This window comes from Streptomyces sp. NPDC046859 (genome assembly GCF_040645135.1).
Lineage (GTDB): Bacteria > Actinomycetota > Actinomycetes > Streptomycetales > Streptomycetaceae > Streptomyces.
The window spans coordinates 133,643-157,183 of sequence record NZ_JBEYXR010000013.1 but is presented as its reverse complement, the minus strand read 5'-3'; the positions used below and the strand labels follow the sequence as shown (position 1 = coordinate 157,183).

Genomic DNA, 23,541 nt, shown 5'->3' with positions numbered 1-23,541 from the left:
GGGCCTTCGTGCGGTACGGCCGGCTACGCCAGCAGCGCCGGGATGGTCGCCTCGTGCGTCTCGCGCAGCTCGGACAGGGTGAGCGTGAACTCGCCCTGCAGCTCCACCGCGTCGCCGTCCACGACACCGATGCGGGTGGCCGGCAGGCCCCGCGCGCCGCACATGTCCGTGAAGCGGAGCTCCTCCGAGCGCGGGACGGCCACGACGGCGCGGCCGGCCGACTCGGAGAACAGGAAGGTGAAGGCGTCCAGGCCGTCGGGGACGATCAGGCGGGCGCCCTTGTCCCCGAGCAGCGCCGACTCGACGACCGCCTGGATCAGACCGCCGTCGGACAGGTCGTGCGCGGAGTCGACCATGCCGTCGCGGGAGGCGGAGATCAGGATCTCGGCGAGCAGCCGCTCGCGCTCCAGGTCGACCTGGGGCGGCAGTCCGCCGAGGTGGTCGTGGACGACCTGGGACCAGGCCGAGCCGCCGAACTCCTCACGCGTGTCGCCGAGGAGGTAGAGCAGCTGCCCCTCCTCCTGGAAGGCGACCGGGGTGCGGCGGGCCACGTCGTCGATCACGCCGAGCACGGCGACGACCGGCGTCGGGTGGATGGCCGCCTCGCCCGTCTGGTTGTAGAGCGAGACGTTGCCGCCCGTGACCGGCGTGCCGAGCTGCCGGCAGGCGTCCGCCAGACCGCGTACGGCCTCCGCGAACTGCCACATCACCGCGGGGTCCTCGGGCGAGCCGAAGTTCAGGCAGTCGGAGACCGCGAGCGGCTTGGCGCCGGTCGTCGCCACGTTGCGGTACGCCTCGGAGAGGGCCAGCTGGGCACCGTGGTACGGGTCCAGCTTGGCGTACCGGCCGTTGCCGTCGGTCGCGAGGGCGACGCCGAGGCCGGTCTCCTCGTCGATGCGGATCATGCCGGAGTCCTCGGGCTGGGCGAGGACGGTGTTGCCCTGCACGAAGTGGTCGTACTGGGACGTGATCCACTTCTTGCTGGCCTGGTTCGGGGAGCCGACCAGCTTCAGGACCTGGTCCTTCAGCTCCTCCGAGGTCGACGGGCGGGGCAGCTTGTTCGCGTCGTCGGCCTGCAGCTCGTCCTGCCAGGACGGGCGGGCGTACGGGCGCTCGTAGACCGGGCCCTCGTGCGCGACCGTGCGGGGGTCGACGTCGACGATCTTGCCGCCGTGCCAGTAGATCTCCAGGCGGTCGCCGTCGGTGACCTCACCGATGACGGTGGCGATGACGTCCCACTTGTCGCAGATCTCGAGGAAGCGCTCGACCTTCGCGGGCTCCACGACCGCGCACATGCGCTCCTGCGACTCGCTCATGAGGATCTCCTCGGGCGAGAGCGTGGAGTCGCGCAGCGGTACGTCGTCGAGGGTGACGCGCATGCCGCCGGAGCCGTTGGAGGCCAGCTCGGACGTGGCGCAGGACAGGCCCGCCGCGCCGAGGTCCTGGATGCCGACGACCAGCTTCTCCTTGAAGGCCTCCAGGGTGCACTCGATGAGGAGCTTCTCCTGGAAGGGGTCGCCGACCTGGACGGCGGGACGCTTGGACGGCTTGGCGTCGTCGAAGGTCTCGGAGGCGAGGATCGAGGCACCGCCGATGCCGTCGCCGCCGGTCCGGGCGCCGTACAGGATGACCTTGTTGCCCGCGCCGGACGCCTTGGCGAGGTGAATGTCCTCGTGCCGCATGACGCCGATGGCACCGGCGTTGACCAGCGGGTTGCCCTGGTAGCAGGCGTCGAAGACGACCTCGCCGCCGATGTTGGGCAGGCCGAGGCAGTTGCCGTAGCCGCCGATGCCGGCGACCACGCCGGGCAGCACGCGCTTGGTGTCGGGGTGGTCGGCGGCGCCGAAGCGCAGCGGGTCCACGACCGCGACCGGACGGGCGCCCATCGCGATGATGTCGCGGACGATGCCGCCGACACCGGTGGCCGCGCCCTGATAGGGCTCGACGTACGACGGGTGGTTGTGCGACTCGACCTTGAAGGTGACCGCGTAGCCCTGGCCGACGTCCACCACACCGGCGTTCTCGCCGATGCCGACGAGGAGGGCGTCGGACTCGGGGGCCTTCTCGCCGAACTGGCGCAGGTGCACCTTGGAGGACTTGTACGAGCAGTGCTCGGACCACATGACGGAGTACATGGCGAGCTCGGCGCCGGTGGGGCGCCGGCCGAGGATCTCGACGATCCGCTCGTACTCGTCCTTCTTCAGGCCGAGTTCGGCCCAGGGCAGCTCGACGTCGGGGGTCGCGGCCGCGTGCTCGACCGTGTCCAGAGGCGTCCGGCTCATGCGTTGACCAGCTTCTTGAGGATCGAGGTGAAGAAGGGGAGGCCGTCGGTGCGGCCGGTGCCGATGAGCGACTCCACGGCGTGCTCCGGGTGCGGCATCAGGCCCACGACGTTGCCGGCCTCGTTGCTGATGCCGGCGATGTCGTTGAGCGAGCCGTTGGGGTTGAAGTCCAGGTAGCGGAACGCGACCCGGCCCTCGGCCTCCAGCTTGTCCAGCGTGTACTGGTCGGCCACATAGCGGCCGTCCATGTTCTTCAGCGGGATGTGGATCTCCTGGCCGGCCGTGTAGTCGGTCGTCCAGGCCGTCCCGGCGTTCTCCACGCGCAGCTTCTGATCGCGGCAGATGAAGTGCAGGTGGTCGTTGCCGAGCATGCCGCCGGGCAGCAGGTGCGCCTCGGTGAGGATCTGGAAGCCGTTGCAGATGCCGAGGACCGGAAGGCCGCCCTTGGCCTGCTCGATGACGGTGTCCATCACCGGCGAGAAGCGGGCGATGGCCCCGGCGCGCAGATAGTCGCCGTAGGAGAAACCACCGCACAGCACCACGGCGTCGACCTGCTTGAGGTCTTTGTCCTTGTGCCACAGGGCGACCGGTTCGGCGCCCGCGAGGCGGATCGCGCGCTGGGTGTCCCGGTCGTCGAGAGAACCCGGGAAAGTGACGACGCCAATACGAGCGGTCACTTCGCGGCCTCCGCGACTTCCTCGACGCGGACCGTGAAGTCCTCGATCACGGTGTTGGCGAGGAAGGATTCCGCAAGATCGTGGATGCGGGCGAGCGCGGCATCGTCGACCGGTCCGTCAACTTCCAGTTCGAAACGCTTTCCCTGACGTACGTCCGAGATGCCTTCGAAACCCAGTCGCGGCAGTGCGCGCTGCACCGCCTGGCCCTGGGGGTCGAGGATCTCCGGCTTGAGCATGACGTCGACTACGACGCGTGCCACGTGCACTCCCGGTGGTGTGGTGCTGAGCAGGTTCCTGCAAGGTGCTTTCAGACTACCCGCACAAAATTTCTACGCGCGTCGACTTGTAGGAAGCTACGTGACCGTGCTCACGACGCCCGCCCGGCGGGCCACGCCGTGAAAAGTTCCGGAAAAGATCCCGGATCGACACCCGATGCCTATTGCGCGCGACGGTCTCCCCCCACCACGCTTCCACCGAAGTCGCTCCGCTCCTTCTTGCTTTTGGACACGCGGAAGGATTTAGTCGAGCTTCACATTGCATTGTCGGGCACGGTACAAATGAATTGTCAGCGTGCCGTACGAAGGGACCGATATTCGTGGCGCAGAAGGTCGTGGTCACTCTCTTTGACGACATCGACGGCTCAGAAGCGGCGGAAACGATCGCCTTCGGACTCGACGGCAAGTCGTACGAGATCGACCTGAATGAAGCCAATGCCAGCAAACTGCGTAAGGTGCTCGCGCCCTACGTGGAGGCCGGCCGCAAGCGGTCGAGGTCGGGCAAGGCGTTCAAGCAGACGGAGGTCGCCCCCGACCCGGCGGCCGTCCGTGCCTGGGCCCAGGCCAACAAGATGGAGGTGCCGGCCCGCGGCCGTATCCCCAAGAAGGTCTACGAGGCGTTCGCCTCCGCGCAGTGAGCCGGTCCGCGGGACGGGCCTCCGGGCCCGGCCGGCGGACCCTCGGGGCGGTGTGCCGGGACCGGTGCGACAACCGACTTGCGCTACCCCCCTGCTGATCAGCTAATGTCTGGAGCACGCCAGCGGGCGGGACCGAAGAAGTCCAGCTCGCCGAGCATGCGGGTGTAGTTCAGTAGCAGAACATCCCCCTTCCAGGGGGAAGGCGCAGTGTGCAATTCCTGTCACCCGCTCTGCACCGCCGTACCGACCATCCTTGTGGATCAGGTAGGCTGGTGCCCGCGCCGATCGGTGAGAGCCGGTCGGAGGCAATGCGGACGTAGCTCAGTTGGTAGAGCGCAACCTTGCCAAGGTTGAGGTCGCGAGTTCGAGCCTCGTCGTCCGCTCGGGAATGAGACCCCGGTCCTGACGGACCGGGGTCTTTTCGTTGCGCCCGTGCGCCCCCACCCTTCTGACATTTGTCATGCCGAGTGATGACAGCGCGCACTGCCGGCCGCCCGCGACCGGCGGAAGGCTGAAGGGCATGGACAACGACGAACACGAGCACGTGATCGAGGTCACCGGCCTGCGGCGTGTCTACGGGGGCGGGTTCGAGGCGGTGCGCGGAGTCTCGTTCTCCGTGCGCCGCGGAGAGGTCTTCGCCCTGCTCGGCACCAACGGCGCCGGCAAGACGTCGACCGTGGAACTGCTCGAAGGGCTCGCCCGGCCCGCCGGCGGCCAGGTGCGCGTCCTCGGCCACGACCCCTGCGCCGACCGGGCCGTGGTCCGTCCGCGGACCGGCGTGATGCTGCAGGAGGGCGGCTTCCCGTCCGAGCTGACCGTCGCCGAGACCGCCCGGATGTGGGCCGGCTGCGTCAGCGGGGCCCGGCCCGAGCGCGAGGTCCTGGAGCGCGTCGGGCTGTCGGGGAAGGCCGGCGTGCGGGTCAAGCAGCTGTCCGGCGGTGAGCGGCGGCGCCTGGACCTGGCGCTCGCCCTGCTCGGGGACCCCGAGGTGCTCTTCCTGGACGAGCCGACCACCGGACTCGACGCCGAAGGGCGCCAGGCCACCTGGCAGTTGGTCCGCGAGCTGCGCGACGCCGGGACGACGGTCCTGCTGACCACGCACTACCTGGAGGAGGCGGAGGACCTCGCGGACCGGCTCGCCATCCTGCACGAGGGCCGGATCGCGGCCACCGGCACCCCGGCCGAGGTCACCGCGGCCCAGCCGTCGCGGATCTCCTTCCGGCTGCCCGACGGCTACTTCCTGGGCGACCTGCCGCCGCTCGGCGAACTCGGCGTGATCGGGCACGACGTCGACGGACGCGTCGTCCGGCTGCGCACCCGCGAGCTGCAGCGGACGGCCACCGGGCTGCTGGTCTGGGCCGAGAGGGCCGGGCTGGAACTGCGGGGACTCGACGTGCGGTCGGCCTCGCTGGAGGAGGCGTTCCTGGCGATCGCCCGCGAGACGTCCGCGGCCCAGCAGGGGGCCCGCGGGGAGAAGGAACAGGAGTACGCGGCATGAGCGACGCGATCACCACCCCCGCCGGACGGATGAAGGCGCTCGCCCGCGCCGAGCTGACGCTGCTCGGCCGGAGCAGGGGGACCCTCGTCGCCGCCCTGTTCGTGCCGCTGGTGCTGCCGTTCAGCGTGTGGTCGGCGACCAAGGACATGGACCTGGAGGAGGCCGGCCTGACCCCCGGCACCGTCGTCCTGCCCGCCGCCATCGGCTTCTCCCTGCTCTTCGCCGTGTACGGGGCGCTCGTCGGCGTCTTCACCGCCCGCCGCGAGGAACTCGTCCTCAAGCGGCTGCGCACCGGCGAGCTGCGGGACGCCGAGATCCTCGCCGGGTCCGCCCTGCCCGCGGTCGTCACCGGACTCGTGCAGTCCCTGCTGCTGGCGGCCGGCTGCATGATCCTCCTCGACGTCCCGCCGCCGCCCGCGCCCTATCTGGCCGTCCCCGCGCTGCTGGCCGGACTCGTCTTGTGCGCCGCGCTGGCGGCGGTCACCTCGGCGTTCACCCGCACCACCGAGAGCGCCCAGGTCACCACGCTCCCCGTGATGCTGGTCTCGATGCTCGGCTCGGGCATGGCCGTACCGCTGGAGGTCCTGCCCGACCGGCTGGCCTCGATGTGCGAACTGCTGCCGCTGACACCGGTGATCACTCTCGTCCGGGGCGGCTGGACCGGCGAGCTGTCCGCGTACGAGGCCCTCGGTGCCGCGACCACGGCGCTGGCCTGGACGGTCCTCGCCGTGTTTGCTGTACGGCGGTGGTTCCGGTGGGAACCGCGGCGCTGACGAAGGGGGTACGGAGGCATGCGCGGACCCGGCAGATGGTGGCGGGGGAAGAGCACCCCGGCGAAGGTGGAGACGTACACCCGGGGGTCGTTCCACTTCTTCGCGTTGATCGAGGTCGCCGGGGCCGGGGCGCCGATGCTCCACCGGGTCGACGGCGCGGCCGACGCGTGGCTGCTGCTCCTGATCTGCGCGCACGCGGCGCTCTGCCTGCTGACCGTGTCGCACGCCGTGGACTGGGTGCGCGGGCAGCGTGAGCAGCCGCTCCGGCTGATGTACGGGCTCGGCGCCGCCACCGCCGCGATCGCCGTCGCGACCCTCGCGGTCTCCGAGTACGGCCCGGACGACGAAGGCCTCGACGCGGCCGTGGGCAGCGTCTTCGGCGTCACCATGATCTTCGGGGTGGGCATCATCGCCCTCGGGATACGCGGGCGCAGGCAGGTGTACGCGCTCGTCGCGGGCTTCGCCGCCGGGTCCGGGACGGTCGTGCTCGCGATGACCGGGATTCCGCTCGAAGCGCTGGTCATCGCGGTGATCGTGCTGCTGGGCAGCGGCTTCCTCGCCTTCACCGCCGTGTTCTCCGTCTGGCTGCTGCGGGCCGTCTTCGAGCTGGACGACGCCCGCGAGACCCGGGCCCGGCTCGCGGTCGCCGAGGAGCGGCTGCGCTTCGGGCGCGATCTGCACGACGTGATGGGGCGCAACCTGGCCGTCATCGCCCTGAAGAGCGAGCTGGCCGTGCAACTGGCGCGGCGCGGGCGGGCCGAGGCCGTCGAGCAGATGATCGAGGTGCAGCGGATCGCGCGGGAGTCCCAGCGCGAGGTCCGCGATGTCGTACGGGGCTACCGCGAGGCCGACCTCGGCGTCGAACTCGCCGGGGCCCAGGGGGTGCTGGCGGCCGCCGGGATCACCTGCGAGGTGACCGGTGAGACGGACGGGCTGCCCGCGGACGTGCAGTCGGCGCTCGCCTGGGTCGTGCGGGAGGCCACCACGAACGTGCTGCGGCACGGGGACGCCGAGCGGTGCGCCGTGGGAGTGCGCAGGACGGAGGGACGGGTGGTGCTGACGGTGGAGAACGACGGGGCCGCCGCGGCCTCCGACGGGGGCGGGGGCTCCGGGCTCGCCGGGCTGCGGGAGCGGCTCGCCGCCGTGGACGGCACGCTGGAGGCCGGCCGGGTCGGCGAGGGGGCGTTCCGGCTGGTGGCGGACGTGCCGCTGGCCGAGGCCGGGGCGCGGGAGGTCGTCGCGTGAGCGAGCCGGTACGGCTGCTGCTGGCCGACGACGAGCATCTGATCCGCGGCGCGCTCGCCACGCTGCTCTCCCTGGAGGACGACCTGGTGATCGTCGCCGAGGCGGCCAGCGGGCCCGAGGCGCTCGCCATGGCCCGGGCCCACCGGCCCGACGTGGCGGTCCTGGACCTGCAGATGCCGGGAGCCGACGGTGTGAAGGTCGCCACAGCCCTGCGGGCCGAACTGCCCGGGTGCCGGGTGCTGATCGTGACCAGCCACGGGCGCCCCGGACATCTGAAGCGGGCCCTTGAGGCGGGTGTGCGCGGATTCGTCCCGAAGACGGTCAGCGCCCAGCGGCTGGCGGAGATCATCCGGACCGTGCACGGCGGAAACCGGTACGTCGACCCGGAGTTGGCGGCCGACGCCATCGCCGCCGGGGACTCCCCGCTGACCGCGCGGGAGGCGGAGGTGCTGGAACTCGCCGCCGACGGCGCGCCCGTCGCGGAGATCGCGCAGCGCGCCGCCCTGTCCCAGGGGACCGTGCGGAACTATCTGTCCTCCGCCGTCTCGAAGCTGGGCGCGGAGAACCGGCACGCGGCGGTGCGCCTCGCACGCGCCCGCGGTTGGGTATAGTGGGTCCCGCGCCACGGCGCATGCGAACGTAGCTCAGTTGGTAGAGCGCAACCTTGCCAAGGTTGAGGTCGCGAGTTCGAACCTCGTCGTTCGCTCCAGAGCAAAGGCCCCGGTCATCGAACGGGGCCTTTGGCGTGGGGCGTTCCCTGGGCCTGGGGCGGGGCCGCGGCTGCGGCGCCGAGGAGGCGGGCCGGCGCGGCCCGCCTACGGCCGGTCCGGTCGTCTACTGGCGGCCGGGCTGCGCCTGCTGCCTGCGGCTGGGCCTCCGGCCGGGGCGGCAGTGGTCAGGGCGGCCGAAGGCGGCGACGAGACCGTGCCGACGGTCGTCGTCGCCGGGCGGCCGCACACCCGTCCGGATCCCCTTCGGGTGCGCGAGCGGCCCGCCCTCCCGGACCGGGGCTGAGCGCCGGTCAGCTCCAGCTCATGCCCGTCAGACGCTCGTACGCCTCCACGTACTTGGCGCGGGTCGCGTCCACGACGTCCTGCGGCAGCGGCGGCGGGGGCTGCTCGCTCGCCCGGTCCCAGCCGGAGGCCGGCGAGGTCAGCCAGTCCCGCACGAACTGCTTGTCGTACGACGGCTGCGCGCGGCCCGGCTCCCACTGCTCGGCCGGCCAGAAGCGCGAGGAGTCCGGGGTGAGGACCTCGTCGGCGATGACCAGGGTGTCCCCGTCGAAGCCGAACTCGAACTTGGTGTCCGCGAGGATGATGCCGCGCTCGCGGGCGATGTCCCGGCCGCGCGCGTACACGGCGAGGGTCGCCTGCCGCAGCCGGGCGGCGGTGTCCGCGCCGACCTGGCGGGCGACCTCCTCGTAGGAGACGTTCTCGTCGTGCTCGCCGACGGCGGCCTTGGTGGCCGGGGTGAAGATCGGTGCCGGCAGTTCCGAGCCGTCGGCCAGGCCCTCGGGGAGGGCCAGCCCGCAGACCGTCCGGGTGTCGTTGTACTCGGCGAGCCCGGAGCCGGTGAGGTAGCCGCGGGCCACGGCCTCGACCGGGACCATCCGCAGGGACTTGCAGACGAGGGTGCGGCCCGCCCAGTCGGCGGGAGCGCCGTCGGGCACATCGGTGCTCAGGACGTGGTGGGGGACCAGGTCGGCGAGCTGGTCGAACCACCACAGGGAGAGCCGGGTGAGGATGCGGCCCTTGTCCGGGATCTCGGTGGGCAGCACCCAGTCGTAGGCGGACAGGCGATCGCTGGCGACCATCACGAGGTCACCGGCCTCGTTCTGGTACAGCTCGCGCACCTTGCCGGTGTGCAGGTGCACCAGGCCCGGAACCTGAAGCGGCTCGGGCTTTTCTACGAATCCGGACACGGTTCCTCCCCGTAAGTCTGTCCCATGCGTCGATTGTCCCGTACGGGACGTCGGCCGTGGACCGGGGGTGGGGCGGGTGGAGCGCCGGGGCCCTGCCGCGTGAGCTCAGTCACGCTTGCAGATGCGGTCCAGGAGGTTGGCGGTGGCGCGCTGGACCCGGGGATCGACATGGCCCGGGCGGTCGAGCGCCGGGGACCAGGCGAAGGTGCCGGAGGCGAAGACCAGAGCGCCGGAGTGCGCGCGGTACAGCGAGGTCTCCTGGTGGCGCAGCACCCCCTCGCGGTCGGTGTACGGGGAGTGCGCCAGCAGGATGCGCTCCTCGTGGCCGGGCAGCGGGGTGCGGGGGAAGTACCGGTCGGCCTCGCCTGCCACCAGGCCCGGGATCTCGTCGCCCTCGTGGGCGCCGGTGGCCTCCCACAGCCAGTGGTCGGCGTTGCGGACGATCAACGGGTGCGGCTCGGGGACCTGCCCGGCGTACTGGATGCCGATGAGCTCCTGCTCGGGGCGGTCGATCTCCCGCCAGAGGACCGGACGCCCCGGGCCCCTGCGCTTGCGGCAGGTGAGCAGGCGGCCGGGGACGCCGGACGGGGACGGGCCCAGCTCCACCTGCCAGTACATGGAGTTGGCGGAGAGGAACACCAGGGACGTGCCGTTCTCCCGGGCGAGCTCGATCGTGCGGCGCATGTTCACCGACCAGTACTCGTCGTGGCCGGGGAAGACCAGGCCCCGGTACCGGGTCGGGTCGACGTGGCCGCCGTGCAGGTCGCGGGCGTCGGCGTAGGCGATGTCGTAGCCGTAGCGCTCGGCCCAGCGGATGAAGTCGTAGGCGTGGCCGACGTGCAGGGGCAGGCCTGCGCCCGCGTACGGACGGTCGAAGGAGACGGTGGTGGCGGCGTCGTCCTCGCCGAGCAGCCGGCCGTCCTCGTCCCAGGCGTGGTAGAGGCTGGCGCCGAGGCGGCCGTCCTCCGGGTAGAGGTTGTACGCCTGCCAGGTGACGTCGGGCAGCAGCAGGAGCAGGTCCGCCGGGTGGTTGTCGCGGACGGTGAACGGGATGTGGGAGCGGTAGCCGTCGTGGGTGGTGAGGACGGCGACATAGGCGCCGTTGCTCCAGTAGCTGGGGACCTGGAGGCGCCAGGACAGCCACCAGTGGTGGCAGGAGACGGTGCGGTCGGCGGTGAGCGGCGCGGGCTGCACGATGCCCGACAGCCGGGGGCTCGTGGTGATCTTGGCGGCGCCGTCCCCGCCGTAGTGGCCGATGCGGTAGATGTCGACGGCGAACTCCTGGGGCGGGTCGACCGTGATGTGGAAGTCGACGGCCTCGCCGGGCGCGACCGCCCCGGTGGAGGTGAATCCCTTGATCTGCCGGTGGACGTCGTCCGCGGAGCGGGGTCCCGCGCTGCGGGGCGCGGGGACCCTCGGGGTGCCGGACGTCGGGGGGTGGGCCTGGCCGTCGACGTACCAGGGGACCACCTGGCCGGTGTCGTCGAAGTACGTCACGTTGCCTCGCAGCCAGGGGACCGGGCCCTGGCCGAAGGGGTCCGTCACGGCGTGTGCGAGAGCTCCCGACTCCCAGCGGCGGATCTGCTCCGACCCCATGGCCGTACCCTCCCTTGTCCCGCGGTCGCACATCGAGCGTCGTGTCGGGCCCTGGCGCGCCGGGCGCACGCCGTGCCGGTGGTGCACGTCATGTTCTCGGTGCGGGGTGGTGCGCGTCGTGCTCGTCCCGTGCCGGTGGTGCCTGTCGTACGCCTGATGCGCTTGCCCGGTGGTGCCGCCGTGCGGCAGGGCTTCACCGGCTGTCGTGGCGTAAGCCCTTGCCATATGCGCTATCGATCCCAGCACATCACATTGCGCTCGCTTCCTGTCACTATTCGTTGCGAATTGGCCGAAAGTGGAACCGGGGGCTCCGACTGAGTTCCGTCGCCCCGGGCGCGCGGCCGGGGTGTCCGCCGCGTCCTCGCCCGTCAGACCAGGCGCACCGGCTTCTCGGGGCGTATCCCCGACTCCACGAGCCAGGCGCGCAAGGGCGCCGGATCGCCGTCCTGGATGAGGCGCAGGACACGGGGGGTCAGGTCGGCGGCGCGTTCGCCGTTGATGAGCAGGGCGGGCCCGTCGAGCCAGTCCAGACCGGGTGTCGCGCCCGCGGTGTCCATGGCCGCGCAGCAGACCATCGCGGTCACGTGGTCGGTGAGCAGCTCGCGGGAGCTGCGGGGCGGCTGGAGCGGGAAGAGCGGGAGCGTGCCGATGTCCAGCAGTGAGGTGTCGGGCGTGAGCGCCGCCGGCTTTCCTACCGACGCCGCGGCCTCCTCCCGGGCCAGCTCGGCGGTGATCCCGGCGGCCAGCGCCGAACTCCGCTCGGTCTCCTGGTCCTCGTAGGGGTCCAGGTCGTCGGCGGGGGCGGGGGGCGGAACGGGATCGGGTGCGGTGTCGGCGGCGGGGTGGGCGGGCGTCTGTGGGTTGTCGAGGGCGTCCGCGGGCGGGGCGGGCGCTTCCGTGGCCGGGGCCGGCGGGTGGGTGGCGGGAAGGGGGTGCCCGGTCTGCGGGGCCTCGGGCCGCGAGGCGTCCCGCGGGGCCGTCAGGTGGTCCAGGACCCGGGAGAGGGTGGGGCCGTCCGAGCCGGAGGGTGCGTCGCCCGGGCCGCGGCGGACGCCGAGGGCGTCGAGGACGCGGTGCAGGCGGGCCGCGTCCGTACGCCAGGCCCGGTCCACGACCTCCTCCGGATACTCCTGCCAGCCCACCGGCGACCAGTCCGGGCCGGTCTCGGCCGGTCCTCCGTGGAACAGGCGGGCGGCCAGCAGGGAGACGGCCTCGTCGACCGTGCCGGGCTCCTCGAGGAGGTCGCAGGCGGGGCGCTCGCCCAGCCGGGAGGCGAACCCCTCCGCCAGCCGGTCCCGCCGGGAGAGCTCGGTGAGGGCGGCGACCACACCCGCGTCCAGCCGGGAGGGCCAGCGGCCCATCCGCCAGGCCGGCAGCGCGACCCGCGTCAGCAGCCGGTCCCAGCCCGCGTAGGCCAGGCCGACCTGCTCCTGGGCCACGATCCGCAGACCGTAGTCCACAGCCTGTGCACGCTCGGCGGCCGCCGCGGCCACCCCGCGCTCCATCTCGGCCGCGTGCTCCCGGCAGCTTCGCAGCAGGAGGCGTGCCACCCAGCCGAGGCCCACGCACACCGCCCGCGACCCGGGACAGCGGCCGCGCGTGGCGGCGACGGCCACGGCGGCGTCCAGCCCGCGGACGAAGCGCCGGGCCTGGGCTATGTCCGGGTGCGCCGAGGGCCCGGTGCCGGCGACGACCGGGGCGAGCACGGCCCGCAGCTCCCCGACCCGCATCCACCACAGGAACGGGGAGCCGATGACGAGGACCGGCGCGGCCGGCGTACGGCGGTGGGCGCCGCGCCCGCCGCCGCGCAGGCCGTTGAGCCCGTCGTCCGTCTGCTCCTCGGGCGGGGGCGGGCCGTGGGACGGATGGGTGCGGTCCTCCAGCCAGCTGTCGCAGTCCGGGGTGAGCGCTATCGCGGACGGGGCGGGGACGCCGAGCCGGTCGGCGAGGTCGCGCACCAGCCGGTAGAGGTCCGGGGCCTGCCCCTCGCCGATCGTCACGGTGGGGGTCACGGCGGGACGGGCGCGGGCGACGACCAGCGCGACGAGACCGGCGGCGAGCAGCACCAGGGCGGCGAACGGGGTGACCGCCCAGCGCACGGCATGCCATCCGGGGCCGACGAGGTGCCCGGTGGACGGTCCGGCGAGCAGCACCACGGCGAACGCCGCGGGCAGCAGGGCGACGGCGAGCGCACGGCTGCGGACGCGCAGCACCGCCAGGGCGCGGGCACGCGCGGCCTGGGCCCCCGCTTCCATCCCCATCCCGGTCACGGCCGGACCTCACCCCCTCCGTGCTGTCCTGGTCGACGGAACTGTCCTGGCTCTGCTCACTCCCCCACTGTGGCACCCGCCACCGACATCGCAATGCCGGTGGGCCAAGTGCCGGAACGCTTGCGCGGCACCCTAGTTGGGGCGTCGACCCACGTCAGTCGCTTGGGTCATCGCTCACTCGATGGAATGGCTTTGGGGAAAGGTGGATGACGGACAGCGAGGATCAGCCCTCTGATCCCGGCACTGGTCCGGCCCTGGTCCCGGTACCGCTCCCGGCATGCGCCGGGCCCCGGATCCTGAGACGGATCCGGGGCCCGGTCGGTTGGCTCGCGGGAGCGGCTACGCGTCGGCGGCGGCCTTCGCGGCGATGTCCGTACGGTACTGGGAGCCGTCCAGCCCGATCCGGCCCACCGCCCGGTAGGCGCGGGTCCGGGCCTCGGCGAGGTCCCCGCCGGTCGCGGTGACGGACAGCACACGGCCACCGGCGCTCACGACCGCCTCGCCGTCGCGCCGGGTGCCGGCGTGCAGCACGTAGGCGTGCGGGGCGTCCTGGGCGGCCACCTCGTCGAGGCCGCTGATCGGGTCGCCGGTGCGGGGGGTGCCCGGGTAGTTGTGAGAGGCGACGACCACGGTGACCGCGGCGTCGTCGCTCCAGCGCAGCGGCTCCAGGTCGACCAGGTGGCCCTTGGCGGAGGCGAGCAGGACACCGGCCAGCGGGGTCTTCAGCCGGGCCAGGACGACCTGTGTCTCCGGGTCGCCGAAGCGGGCGTTGAACTCGATCACGCGCACGCCCCGCGAGGTGATCGCGAGTCCGGCGTAGAGCAGCCCGGAGAACGGGGTGCCGCGGCGGCGCATCTCGTCGACGGTCGGCTGGAGGACCGTCTCCAGGACCTCCTCGACCAGCTTCGGGTCCGCCCACGGCAGCGGCGAGTACGCGCCCATGCCGCCGGTGTTCGGGCCCTCGTCGCCGTCCAGGGCGCGCTTGAAGTCCTGGGCGGGCTGGAGCGGCACCACGGTCCGGCCGTCGGTGATGGCGAAGAGGGAGACCTCGGGGCCGTCCAGGTACTCCTCGATGACGACGCGCTCGCAGGCGTTGGCGTGCGCGCGGGCCGCGTCGAAGTCGGCGGTCACGACGACGCCCTTGCCGGCCGCCAGACCGTCGTCCTTGACGACGTACGGGGCGCCGAAGGCGTCCAGGGCCTCGTCGACCTCGGCGGGGGTGGCGCAGACGTAGGAGCGGGCCGTGGGGACGCCGGCCGAGGCCATCACGTCCTTGGCGAACGCCTTGGAGCCCTCGAGCTGCGCGGCCTCCTTGGAGGGGCCGAACACCGGGATGCCGGCCTCGCGCACGGCGTCGGCGACCCCCGCGACGAGGGGGGCCTCCGGTCCGACGACCACGAGGTCGGCGCCGAGCCGTTCGGCCAGCGCGGAGACGGCCTCGCCGTCGAGGGCGTCGACCTGGTGCAGTTCGGCGACCTCGGCGATGCCGGCGTTGCCGGGGGCGCAGTGCAGCGCGGTGACGTCGGGGTCGAGGGACAGGGAGCGGCACAGGGCGTGTTCGCGGGCGCCGCTACCGATGACGAGGACCTTCACGGGGTCAGCCTAACGGCCTTCTTGTGCGGGACGCCGAGCGGCCGGGGCCGGAGGACCTGTGCGTTCCTCCAAAACCGGCCCGGCGAAACCGGGCCGGGGACGGCCTACTCGTTCGTGATCTCCTCGACGACCGTCGCGCCCAGCTCGCGCACGATCAGCTCGCGGCCGGACAGCGCCGACTCGTTGAGGTCGGGGTCGTCGTCCTCCGGGATGTCGTCCTCCAGGGAGACGGAGGGCGGTTCCGGAGCGCTGGGCCGCGGGGCAGGGGCGGGGGCCGGTGCCGACGGGGCCGCCGGTGCCGCGGACGGTGCGGGGGCCGGGCGCGGGGCGGCCTGACCGCCGTAGCCGCCGGGGGCCGGGGCGGCGCCGCCTCCGCCGAAGCCGGGGGGAGCGCCCGGAGCCGGGGGCGCCGAGCCGCCGCCCGACGGGTCGACGATCGCCTCGATCTTCCACTGCACGTGGAACTGCTCGGCCAGCGCCTGCCGCAGCACGTCCTCGCTGCCGCTGCTCGCGAAGTTGTCGCGCGCGCCGGCGTTGACGAAGCCGAGCTGGAGGGTGGTGCCGTCGAAGCCGGCGACCTGGGCGTTCTGGCTGAGCAGGATCCAGGTGAAACGGCGGCGGTTCTTGACCGCCTCCAGGATGTTCGGCCAAAGCTGGCGGGGGTCCAGGCCACCGCTCGGGGGCGCGTGGTCGGGCGCCGCCTCCCCGCCTCCCGCGGCGGGGGCGGGCGTCGACGCGGGTGCGGGTGCGGACGCGGGTGCGGGTGCGGACGCGGGTGCGCCGGCACGGGGTGCCGGGGCACCGCCGCCCGCCGGGGCCGCCGTCGGCCAGCCGCCGGGCCGCCGGCCGCCGCCCGCGGGGGCGGCGGTGGGCCAGGCGCCGGGAGCGGGAGCGGCGGGCGCCTGCGGGGGCGCGGGCGGCGTCTGGGGCGGCCGGGCGGTCTGCGGGGCCGGAGCGGCGGGCGCCGGAGCCGCGGCGGCGGGCGCGCTCTCCGCGGCCGGCGCGGCCGGTGCCTCCGGGGCGGGGGTGCCCGGAGGCCGTACGGCGGCACGGGCGGCGGCGAGCCCCCCGCCGGACGGCACCGGAGGGGCGGCCTGCGGCGGCGCGGGGGCGGCGTGGGCCCCGGGGCCGGGGGCGTATCCCATGGCGGGGGCGGTGGCGCCCGCGGAGAAGCCGACGCCCCGCTCCAGCCGGTCGAGCCGGGCCATGACGGACCGCTCGTCGCCGTAGGTGGCGGGCAGGAGCACGCGCGCGCAGATCAGTTCGAGCTGGAGCCGGGGCGAGGTGGCGCCGCGCATCTCGGTCAGCCCCTCGTTGACCAGGTCGGCGGCGCGGCTGAGCTCGGCGGCGCCGAAGGTGCCGGCCTGGGCCTGCATCCGCTCCAGGACGTCGGCCGGGGCGTCGATGAGCCCCTTCTCGACGGCGTCGGGCACGGCGGCCAGGATCACGAGGTCCCGCAGCCGCTCCAGCAGGTCGGCGACGAACCGCCGCGGGTCGTTGCCGCCCTCGATGACACGGTCCACGACCTCGAAGGCGGCCGCGCCGTCACCGGTCGCGAAGGCCTCCACGACGGAGTCGAGCAGCGATCCGTCGGTGTACCCGAGGAGGGAGGTGGCCATGGCATACGTCACACCCTCCTCCCGGACCCCGGCGAGGAGCTGGTCCATCACGGACATGGAGTCACGTACGGACCCCTGGCCGGCGCGGACGACGAGCGGAAGAACACCCTCCTCGACGGGGATGCCCTCCCGGCGGCAGACATCGGCGAGGTACTCCCGCAGGGTGCCCGGCGGGACGAGCCGGAACGGGTAGTGGTGGGTCCGCGAGCGGATGGTCCCGATGACCTTCTCGGGCTCGGTCGTCGCGAAGATGAACTTCAGGTGCTCCGGCGGCTCCTCGACGACCTTCAGCAGGGCGTTGAAGCCGGCCGACGTGACCATGTGGGCCTCGTCGATGATGTAGATCTTGTAACGGCTGGAGGCCGGTCCGAAGAAGGCCTTCTCGCGCAGCTCACGGGCGTCGTCCACACCACCGTGCGAAGCCGCGTCGATCTCGATGACGTCGATGGAGCCCGGGCCGTTGCGGGCGAGGTCCTGGCAGGACTGGCACGTGCCGCAGGGGGTCGGGGTGGGGCCCTGCTCGCAGTTCAGACAGCGGGCGAGGATCCGGGCGCTGGTCGTCTTGCCGCATCCGCGGGGGCCGCTGAACAGGTACGCGTGATTGACCCGGTTGTTCCGCAGCGCCTGCTGCAACGGGTCGGTGACATGCTCCTGCCCGATGACCTCGGCGAACGACTCCGGGCGATAGCGGCGGTACAGCGCGAGAGACGACACGCCTACGAGGTTATAGGCGCCCGCTGACAACGGGTCCCGCCCCCGGAGCACGAGAACGCCCCTCACGCACCCGCCAGAGCCAACCTACCCTTGCTGCCTTCCGGCCCTGGGGGAGTTCAGTCAGATAGCGCCGCGTGAGGGGCTTCCCAGAGAGTACCCGATGTCAGCGGGTCGGAACGAGTTCGCGAGCACTCCTCTCGGTCATGTAATGTTTCCGGCGGAGGATTCGCCTAGAGGCCTAGGGCGCACGCTTGGAAAGCGTGTTGGGGGCAACCCCTCACGAGTTCGAATCTCGTATCCTCCGCCAGTGCCTCACCGGGCACGATGTCGAAGGGCCCCACCGTTCGCGGTGGGGCCCTTCGACGTTGTCCGGGCGCCCCTGCATTCGGGGTGGCGTCGGTCACATGTGGGCCGTCCATCGGGTGATTCCCGGTGGGGTGGCGGGGCCGTCGGCGGGGCGGGGGGCGAGGCCGGCGCCATGGTGTGGGTTCCGGTCGTCGCCTTCGTACGGAGCCCTCGTGGAACAGCAACCCCACCCTTCCCGCGGCGCGACGGGCCCGAGGCGTGCCGCGGCCCTGCTGCTGATCCCTGTGGCCGTGGGCCTCGGCGTCTGGTTCGTGGGGCGGGGACTGACGCCCGATCCGGAGAGCAGCCTGTTCGGGGCCCAGTACGGCGACGCCATGGAGCTCAAGGCCCGGCTGGGGACCGCCCTCCTGGGGCTCGCGCTCGTCCAGCTCCTGCTCGCCGCCCGGATGTACGGCCTGCTGCCCGGGTCGAGACCGGCCCCGCGCGCGGTGTCCCTCGTCCACCGGCTGACCGGGCTGCTCGCCTTCCTGCTCTCGGTGCCCATCGCCTATCAGTGCCTGAGCGCCTACGGCGTCGTGCTGACATCGCCGCGGGTGGCGATCCACTCGATCACCGGCTGCGTCCTGTACGGCGCGTTCGCCGCGAAGGTCGTCGTGGTGCGCAGCCACCGGTTCCCGGGATGGACGCTGCCGCTCGTCGGCGGTCTGCTCTTCTGCGCGATCGCCCTGCTCTGGTACACCGCCGCGCTGTGGCAGCTCAACGGGTTCCGGACGCCGGGGCTGACGTAACGCGGGCGGTCAGTGGCCGCCGGTCCGGGACGAAGGCTTCTTGGTGATCTCCTTGCCGGCCGAGCCTTGGCGCAGGCGTCGGCGTGCGGGTCCACGAGGATCGCCTCGGAGATGCCGTAGGGCTTCCCGCTCGCAGGACGCGCGCCACACGAGTCCCGGTGGACAGCGAAGCCGACCGCCCGGCCACGGCGAGCGCTCCGGGCCGTTGCCGGGGCCGTCGTGTCAGGCCGGCTCGGGCTGCGGTTCCGGGCGCAGGGCCGGGGTGGGCCTCGGGTCCCAGGTGCGGGTCGTCCGGAGGTAGCCGTAGATCACCGAGCCCATCGCCGCGAGCAGGAGCGGGCCGTACAGCCAGGGGTGGCGTGCCATCTCCAGCGGCAGGAAGCGGTACGACAGCAGCAGGGCCGTGAACACCAGGGAGCCGTGGACGACCAGGCGGGCGCCCGCCCGGTCCCAGCCGCGGGACATCGCGCGCAGGGCCCCCTCGATGGTGAGGGTGAAGACCACTCCGGCCACGAGGTCGACGCCGTAGTGGTAGCCGAAGCCGAGGGTGGCGCCGAGGGTGGCGACCAGCCAGAACGTGCCCGCGTAGCGCAGGAGGCGCGGTCCCTGGCGGGAGTGGAGGAAGATCGCGGTGGCCCATGCCGTGTGCAGGCTGGGCATGCAGTTGCGCGGGGTGATCCCGTCGAACGGCATCGGGAGCGGGGCGGCGAGCGCCGGTGCCGTCCGGGGCCAGATGTCGGCCGTCGCCCAGTGGCCGCCGTCCGGGCCGTAGGCGAAGACCGGGCCGACCACCGGGAAGATCATGTAGATGCCGGGGCCGAGCAGGCCGATCACGAGGAACGTGCGCACCAGGTGGTGGCTCGGGAAACGGCGCTCGGCCGCCACGTGGCGCAGTTGGTAGAGCGCGACGAGGACCGCGGCGACCGCGAGCTGGACGTAGACGTAGTCGAGCACATGGGCGCCGACCGGCCCGGTGGCGTCGACGATCCGGCCGACGACCCAGGAGGGGTTGCCGAGCGCCCTGTCGGCGGTGGCCACATACTGGTCGAGGACCTGCGGCTGGGTCTTCGACGTGATCAGCAGCCAGGTGTCACCGGTCTTGCGGCCGGCCACCAGGAGCAGGGCCAGTCCGACACCCTTGAGGAGCAGGAGGCGTTCGGCGCCGGTGCGGCGGGTGACGGCGACGACCGCGCAGCCCAGGACGACGCAGAGCGCGCCGTTGCCGAAGGGGTGCCCCTCACCGAGGGCCGGGAGTGTGCCGGTGGCCCAGCGCACGGCGAGGACCACGAGGTCGATGCCGAGGGCGGCGCCGGCCGCGACGAGGCGTTCCCGCCGGGTGAGGACGACCATCATCAGGCCCATGCCGGCGTACAGCAGGAAGCCGGATTTCGGCGGGAACGCGATCTCGCGGACCTGGTTGGTGAGGGGGCCCGGCTCACCGTAGTGGCGGGCGGCCACCTCCAGTGCGATCAGGAAGCCGAGGGCGACCACGCCCACGGCGGACCACACCAGCGCCCGCTGCCGGCTGCCTGTTCGCGCGAACGTCTGCGATGTCTCGGATATCAATTGTCTCGGCCGATGTGTAAGGGGCGGTCGTCAGCACCCGTTCGTGAGTTCGAGCATGGTATCGGAGCGGGGCACGGGGGATTTTTGCGCTGCGCGAACCCCCCGGCGACGAAGACGCGAAAGGCGGCCGGCACGTTGCCGCCCGCCCGAAGTCACCCGAAGTCGCCGCGTCGGCCGGTCATGGCTGGGCGACCTCCAGTGGCTGTTCCGCCCAGATCGTCTTGCCCTTGGCGGCCTGACGGGTGCCCCAGCGCCGGGTGAGCTGTGCCACCAGCAGCAGCCCCCGGCCGCCCTCGTCGTAGGTGCGGGCCCGGCGCAGATGGGGCACCGTGCTGCCGCCGTCGGACACCTCGCAGATGAGGGAGTTCTCGTGGGCCAGATGGATCAGGCGCAGCTGGACGGGCGGCTGGGCGTGCCGGATGGCGTTGGTGACCAGTTCGCTGACGACGAGTTCCGTGACGAACGCGGCCTCCTCCAGGCCCCACGCGTCGAGCTGGGCGAGCGTGTCCTTGCGGGTCTGGGCCACGGCGGACGGGGTGGACGGAACCTGCCACGTGGCGACCTGGGAGGCGTCCAGCGCGCGCGTGCGGGCGACGAGCAGGGCGACGTCGTCGGGCGGCCTGGGCGGCAGCAGGTTGGTGAGGATCCGGTCGCACAGGGCGTCCAGGGTGGGTTCGGCGCCGGTCAGCAGACGGCTCAGCCGGCCGACGCCCGCGTCCGCGTCCCCGTCCGCGTCCCCGACCCCGTCCGCGTCCCCGCTCCCGTCCCTGTCCCCGTCCCCGGGACGGGACCAGCCGCCGGGTGTGATCAGGCCGTCGGTGTAGAGGGCGAGGAGGCTGCCCTCGGGCAGCTCGATCTCGGCGCCCTCGAAGGGCAGGCCGCCCACGCCCAGCGGTGGTCCGGGCGGCAGGTCGACCCGTTCGGCGGCGCCACCGGGAGCGACCACCACCGGCGGCGGATGCCCGGCGCGGGCCAGGGAACAGTGCCGGGAGATCGGGTCGTACACGGCGTACAGGCAGGTCGCGCCGACCTCTCCCCCGCACTCGGGGTGGCGTTCGCGCGTCCGGCCGCCCTCCCGTTCGGTGGACAGCCGGGACACCAGGTCGTCGAGGTGGGTGAGCAGTTCGTCCGGTGCCAGGTCGATGTCGGCGAGGGTGCGCACCGCCGTCCGCAGCCGGCCCATGGTGGCGGAGGCGTGGATGCCGTGCCCGACGACGTCCCCGACGACCAGGGCCACCCGCGCCCCGGACAGCGGGATCACGTCGAACCAGTCGCCGCCGACCCCGGTCTGCGCGCCCGCCGGGAGGTAGCGGGTGGCGACCTCCACCGCCGCCTGCTCCGGCAGCCGCTGCGGCAGCAGGCTGCGCTGCAGGGTGACCGACCGGTCGCGTTCGCGGGCGTAGCGGCGGGCGTTGTCCATGCAGACGGCCGCCCGGGCCGCCAGCTCCTCGGCCAGCACCACGTCGTCCTGCTGGAAGATCTCGGGGTGGCGGTGACGGGCGAGGACGGCGACACCCAGCGTGGTGCCGCGCGCCGTCAACGGCACCGTCATCACCGAGTGGATGCCGAACTCCCGGACCCGGGCGGCCCGGACCGGGTCGTGCGCCACGAGCGCGGTGATCGCCGGATGGGTCATCTCGTACACCGCCGCCCGGCCGGAGCGCAGCGTCTCGACCTGCGCGGAGCCCTCCGTGTACCGGTCCAGGGCGCCCAGCGCGGAGACCGCCTCCGGTACACCCGGGGTCACCGACTGGTGGGCGGCCCGGAGCAGTTCGAGCGGGCCGGGCGGCGGACCGCCGCGCCGGGACGTGTCCGGCGGGTCGTCGACGGCGGTCAGCAGGTCGACGGAGGCGAAGTCGGCCAGCTCGGGGACGGCGACGTCGGCCAGTTCCTGGGCGGTGCGCATCACGTCGAGGGTGGTGCCGATGCGCCGGCCCGCCTCGGCGATCAACTGGAGCCGCTTCCGGGCCCAGTGCTGTTCGGTCATGTCGTGGGCGGTGAGGCAGACGCCCCGGACGGTTCCGGCGGCGTCCCGCAGCGGGGACATCAGCAGCGACCAGGCGTCCGCCCGGGTCCCGTCCGCGGCGGGCAGGAAGTCCTCGTCCGCCTGGGTCTCCCCGGTGCGCAGCACCCGGGCCATGCTCTCCTCCGCGCGCCGGCCGGCCGGTCCGTCCACGATCTCCTCGACGCGCAGCCCCAGCATGTCGGCCTCGCTGAGGGCGACGGCCCGTTCCATGGCCCGGTTGGCCCGGCGCAGCCGCAGCCGGGTGTCGTACAGGGCCGTGGCGCAGCAGGGGGACTGGGTGAAGCTCCAGCTCACGAACGGCTCGTCGCGCCGCTCGGGCGGTGACTGGCGGGCGGTCAGGGCGCAGACGCAGAACCACTCGCGCGGCCCGTTCTCCCGGGTCCGGTGGTGTGCCAGGACCTTGACGGCGAGCGTACGGCCGTCGCGGTGCCGGAGGCCGACCGTGCCGTGCCAGCGCCGCAGGCGGGGGAACGGGGGCAGGTCCCACCCGCTCGGCGGCTCGGCCAGCAGACCGGCCGCCGGACGGCCCACGACCTCGCGGGCCGGGTGCCCGAGGAGCCGCTCGGCGCCCGCGTTCCAGCCGGTGACGGTGCCGTGTTCGTCGACGGTGACCCGGGCGGTGAGGTCCGCGCCGACCAGGTCGTCGAGGTCGGCCGTGGCCCGGGCGCCGGCGGCGGGCTCGTGCATGATCGCTCATCTCGCTCTCGGAGGGATCGCGGCCGGCCCGCACCCCGCCGCCCCGTGCTCCGCCGCCCTCGGCGCGCCGTGCCTCGTCATCGGCGCGATCCCGTGGTGGCGCCGGGAGCGGCGGTCTGGCAGCCGGGGCACCACACGGTCGTCCGGCCGGCCACACGGGCCCGGCGCAGCGGGGCGTGGCAGCGCGGGCAGTGCGGGTCGGGGGTGTCCCGGCGGCCCGTCAGCCAGGAGGGGCGCGGCGGGACGCGTCCGGTGGGGACCGCGGCGCGCAGGGTGCGCCGCATCTGGCGGTAGAGGCCCCGGCGGTCGGCGCCGGTCAGGTCGCTCGCCGGGCGGGCGGGGCTCAGCCGGGCCCGCCACAGGATCTCGTCGGCCAGCAGGTTGCCGAGACCGGCCACCGCGGACTGGTCGAGCAGCACGCCCTTGACGGCGCCCCGGCGCCCGCGCAGGACCTCCTCGAACCGCTCGCGGTCCACGTCCAGCGCGTCGGGGCCCTGCCCGGCCAGCAGGCGGGCGACGGCGGAGTCGTCCTCGGCGAGCCACAGGCCCCGGAGCTTGCGCTGGTCGCGGTAGCGGAGGCTCCGGTCGCCGGACAGGGCGAACAGCACGCGGTCGTGGGGGGCCACCGGGTCGTCCGGCCCGGCGCACACGAGGGAGCCGGTCATGCCGAAGTGCAGGGCCAGGGTGGGACCGCCGGTGCGGGCGAGCAGCCACTTGCCGTGCCGCTCGGCCCGGGTGATCCGCCGCCCCTCCAGCGCCTCGCTCAGCCGCCGCGCGCTCACGCCGTGCAGCACGCCGGGGTCGCGCACCTCGATCCGGCGCACGGTCCGGTCCTGCGCGCAGGCCCGGAGCACGCCCCGGAAACCCTCGACGTCCGGCAGTTCGGGCATGACGGACGGCCTTCCTCGGCTGAATGCCGTACTTCTTATCGTGTGCCCGTTTCCTCCGGCCTCTCACCTTCGGGCCGTCCCTAGGGCCTTTCGTTTGGATCATCCCGGCGTCGCGGGGCCTGGCACGCGCATCTGACCCCGCTCGGGCACGTCACCATGTCCCGTCGG

17 protein-coding genes, 4 tRNA genes, 1 other RNA gene and 1 pseudogene are annotated in these 23,541 nt (G+C 73.3%); 11 read left to right on the top strand and 12 right to left on the bottom strand.

Translation table 11 applies throughout. The annotated features are described in order from the left end of the window. Positions 1-23: 23 nt before the first annotated feature. Genes purL through purS form a run of 3 tightly spaced genes read right to left on the bottom strand, consistent with a single transcriptional unit; the run spans position 24 to position 3,219 of the window. On the bottom strand, positions 24-2,282 hold the full coding sequence (purL, locus tag ABZ899_RS20910; protein WP_361348118.1) for a phosphoribosylformylglycinamidine synthase subunit PurL: 2,259 nt from the start codon (positions 2,280-2,282) through the stop codon (positions 24-26). Continuing rightward, positions 2,279-2,959, bottom strand: a complete 681-nt coding sequence (gene purQ, locus ABZ899_RS20905; RefSeq protein ID WP_361348116.1) for a phosphoribosylformylglycinamidine synthase subunit PurQ — start codon at positions 2,957-2,959, stop codon at positions 2,279-2,281. Before purQ ends, purL begins: the two co-directional genes overlap by 4 nt. Continuing rightward, complete coding sequence (purS, locus tag ABZ899_RS20900) at positions 2,956-3,219, bottom strand: phosphoribosylformylglycinamidine synthase subunit PurS (RefSeq protein WP_055624957.1); 264 nt, start codon at positions 3,217-3,219, stop codon at positions 2,956-2,958. Before purS ends, purQ begins: the two co-directional genes overlap by 4 nt. Before the next feature lie 335 nt (positions 3,220-3,554). On the opposite strand from purS, the gene ABZ899_RS20895 reads away from it, so the two are divergent. The 9 genes and pseudogenes from ABZ899_RS20895 to ABZ899_RS20855 all read left to right on the top strand — a co-directional run. Further along, a complete protein-coding gene (locus ABZ899_RS20895; RefSeq protein ID WP_062673371.1) occupies positions 3,555-3,872 on the top strand; it encodes an Lsr2 family protein in 318 nt (105 codons plus the stop codon). A 158-nt stretch (positions 3,873-4,030) separates the two neighbouring features. Next, positions 4,031-4,102 (top strand) — tRNA-Gly (locus ABZ899_RS20890). 80 nt (positions 4,103-4,182) lie between these two features. After that, positions 4,183-4,255 (top strand) — tRNA-Gly (locus ABZ899_RS20885). A gap of 137 nt (positions 4,256-4,392) precedes the next feature. Continuing rightward, positions 4,393-5,370 carry an ABC transporter ATP-binding protein gene (locus ABZ899_RS20880; protein WP_361348112.1) on the top strand — a complete coding sequence of 326 codons (978 nt, stop codon included), beginning with the start codon at positions 4,393-4,395 and terminating at the stop codon, positions 5,368-5,370. After that, the gene (locus ABZ899_RS20875) at positions 5,367-6,143 is read left to right on the top strand and encodes an ABC transporter permease (RefSeq protein ID WP_361348110.1); all 777 of its coding nucleotides are present in this window, start codon (positions 5,367-5,369) and stop codon (positions 6,141-6,143) included. Before ABZ899_RS20880 ends, ABZ899_RS20875 begins: the two co-directional genes overlap by 4 nt. Positions 6,144-6,161: 18 nt before the next feature. After that, complete coding sequence (locus ABZ899_RS20870; RefSeq protein ID WP_361348107.1) at positions 6,162-7,388, top strand: histidine kinase; 1,227 nt, start codon at positions 6,162-6,164, stop codon at positions 7,386-7,388. Then, a complete protein-coding gene (locus tag ABZ899_RS20865; RefSeq protein ID WP_361348104.1) occupies positions 7,385-7,999 on the top strand; it encodes a response regulator transcription factor in 615 nt (204 codons plus the stop codon). Before ABZ899_RS20870 ends, ABZ899_RS20865 begins: the two co-directional genes overlap by 4 nt. A gap of 22 nt (positions 8,000-8,021) precedes the next feature. Further along, positions 8,022-8,097 (top strand) — tRNA-Gly (locus ABZ899_RS20860). A 117-nt stretch (positions 8,098-8,214) separates the two neighbouring features. Further along, positions 8,215-8,402, top strand: a pseudogene (locus ABZ899_RS20855) (hypothetical protein); the annotation flags it as partial. Between the two features lie 7 nt (positions 8,403-8,409). Here ABZ899_RS20855 and ABZ899_RS20850 read toward each other — a convergent pair. From ABZ899_RS20850 to ffs, 6 genes are all read right to left on the bottom strand, one after another. Continuing rightward, complete coding sequence (locus ABZ899_RS20850; protein ID WP_361348101.1) at positions 8,410-9,309, bottom strand: phosphoribosylaminoimidazolesuccinocarboxamide synthase; 900 nt, start codon at positions 9,307-9,309, stop codon at positions 8,410-8,412. A 105-nt stretch (positions 9,310-9,414) separates the two neighbouring features. Further along, a complete protein-coding gene (locus ABZ899_RS20845) occupies positions 9,415-10,905 on the bottom strand; it encodes a N,N-dimethylformamidase beta subunit family domain-containing protein (RefSeq protein ID WP_361348098.1) in 1,491 nt (496 codons plus the stop codon). A gap of 368 nt (positions 10,906-11,273) precedes the next feature. Next, positions 11,274-13,175 (bottom strand): hypothetical protein, encoded by a 1,902-nt coding sequence (locus ABZ899_RS20840; protein ID WP_361348096.1) that lies wholly within the window; start codon positions 13,173-13,175, stop codon positions 11,274-11,276. Between the two features lie 339 nt (positions 13,176-13,514). Continuing rightward, positions 13,515-14,768 carry a phosphoribosylamine--glycine ligase gene (gene purD, locus ABZ899_RS20835; RefSeq protein WP_361348093.1) on the bottom strand — a complete coding sequence of 418 codons (1,254 nt, stop codon included), beginning with the start codon at positions 14,766-14,768 and terminating at the stop codon, positions 13,515-13,517. Between the two features lie 104 nt (positions 14,769-14,872). After that, positions 14,873-17,101 (bottom strand): DNA polymerase III subunit gamma and tau, encoded by a 2,229-nt coding sequence (locus ABZ899_RS20830; protein ID WP_361348090.1) that lies wholly within the window; start codon positions 17,099-17,101, stop codon positions 14,873-14,875. A 51-nt stretch (positions 17,102-17,152) separates the two neighbouring features. Next, positions 17,153-17,247: signal recognition particle sRNA small type (ffs, locus tag ABZ899_RS20825), an RNA gene on the bottom strand. Between the two features lie 73 nt (positions 17,248-17,320). On the opposite strand from ffs, the gene ABZ899_RS20820 reads away from it, so the two are divergent. Together ABZ899_RS20820 and ABZ899_RS20815 are read left to right on the top strand one after the other, a co-directional pair. Continuing rightward, a tRNA-Ser gene (locus ABZ899_RS20820) sits at positions 17,321-17,408 on the top strand. Positions 17,409-17,619: 211 nt separating this feature from the next. Continuing rightward, positions 17,620-18,195 carry a DUF6529 family protein gene (locus tag ABZ899_RS20815; RefSeq protein WP_361348088.1) on the top strand — a complete coding sequence of 192 codons (576 nt, stop codon included), beginning with the start codon at positions 17,620-17,622 and terminating at the stop codon, positions 18,193-18,195. Positions 18,196-18,417: 222 nt separating this feature from the next. Here ABZ899_RS20815 and ABZ899_RS20810 read toward each other — a convergent pair whose 3' ends face one another. From ABZ899_RS20810 to ABZ899_RS20800, 3 genes are all read right to left on the bottom strand, one after another. Continuing rightward, positions 18,418-19,707: a phosphatase PAP2 family protein gene (locus ABZ899_RS20810; protein WP_361348240.1), complete on the bottom strand. Its 1,290-nt coding sequence runs from the start codon at positions 19,705-19,707 to the stop codon at positions 18,418-18,420. 232 nt (positions 19,708-19,939) lie between these two features. Beyond that, the gene (locus ABZ899_RS20805) at positions 19,940-22,474 is read right to left on the bottom strand and encodes a SpoIIE family protein phosphatase (protein ID WP_361348085.1); all 2,535 of its coding nucleotides are present in this window, start codon (positions 22,472-22,474) and stop codon (positions 19,940-19,942) included. Between the two features lie 86 nt (positions 22,475-22,560). Then, on the bottom strand, positions 22,561-23,373 hold the full coding sequence (locus tag ABZ899_RS20800; RefSeq protein ID WP_361348083.1) for a DNA-formamidopyrimidine glycosylase family protein: 813 nt from the start codon (positions 23,371-23,373) through the stop codon (positions 22,561-22,563). Between the last annotated feature and the right edge of the window lie 168 nt (positions 23,374-23,541).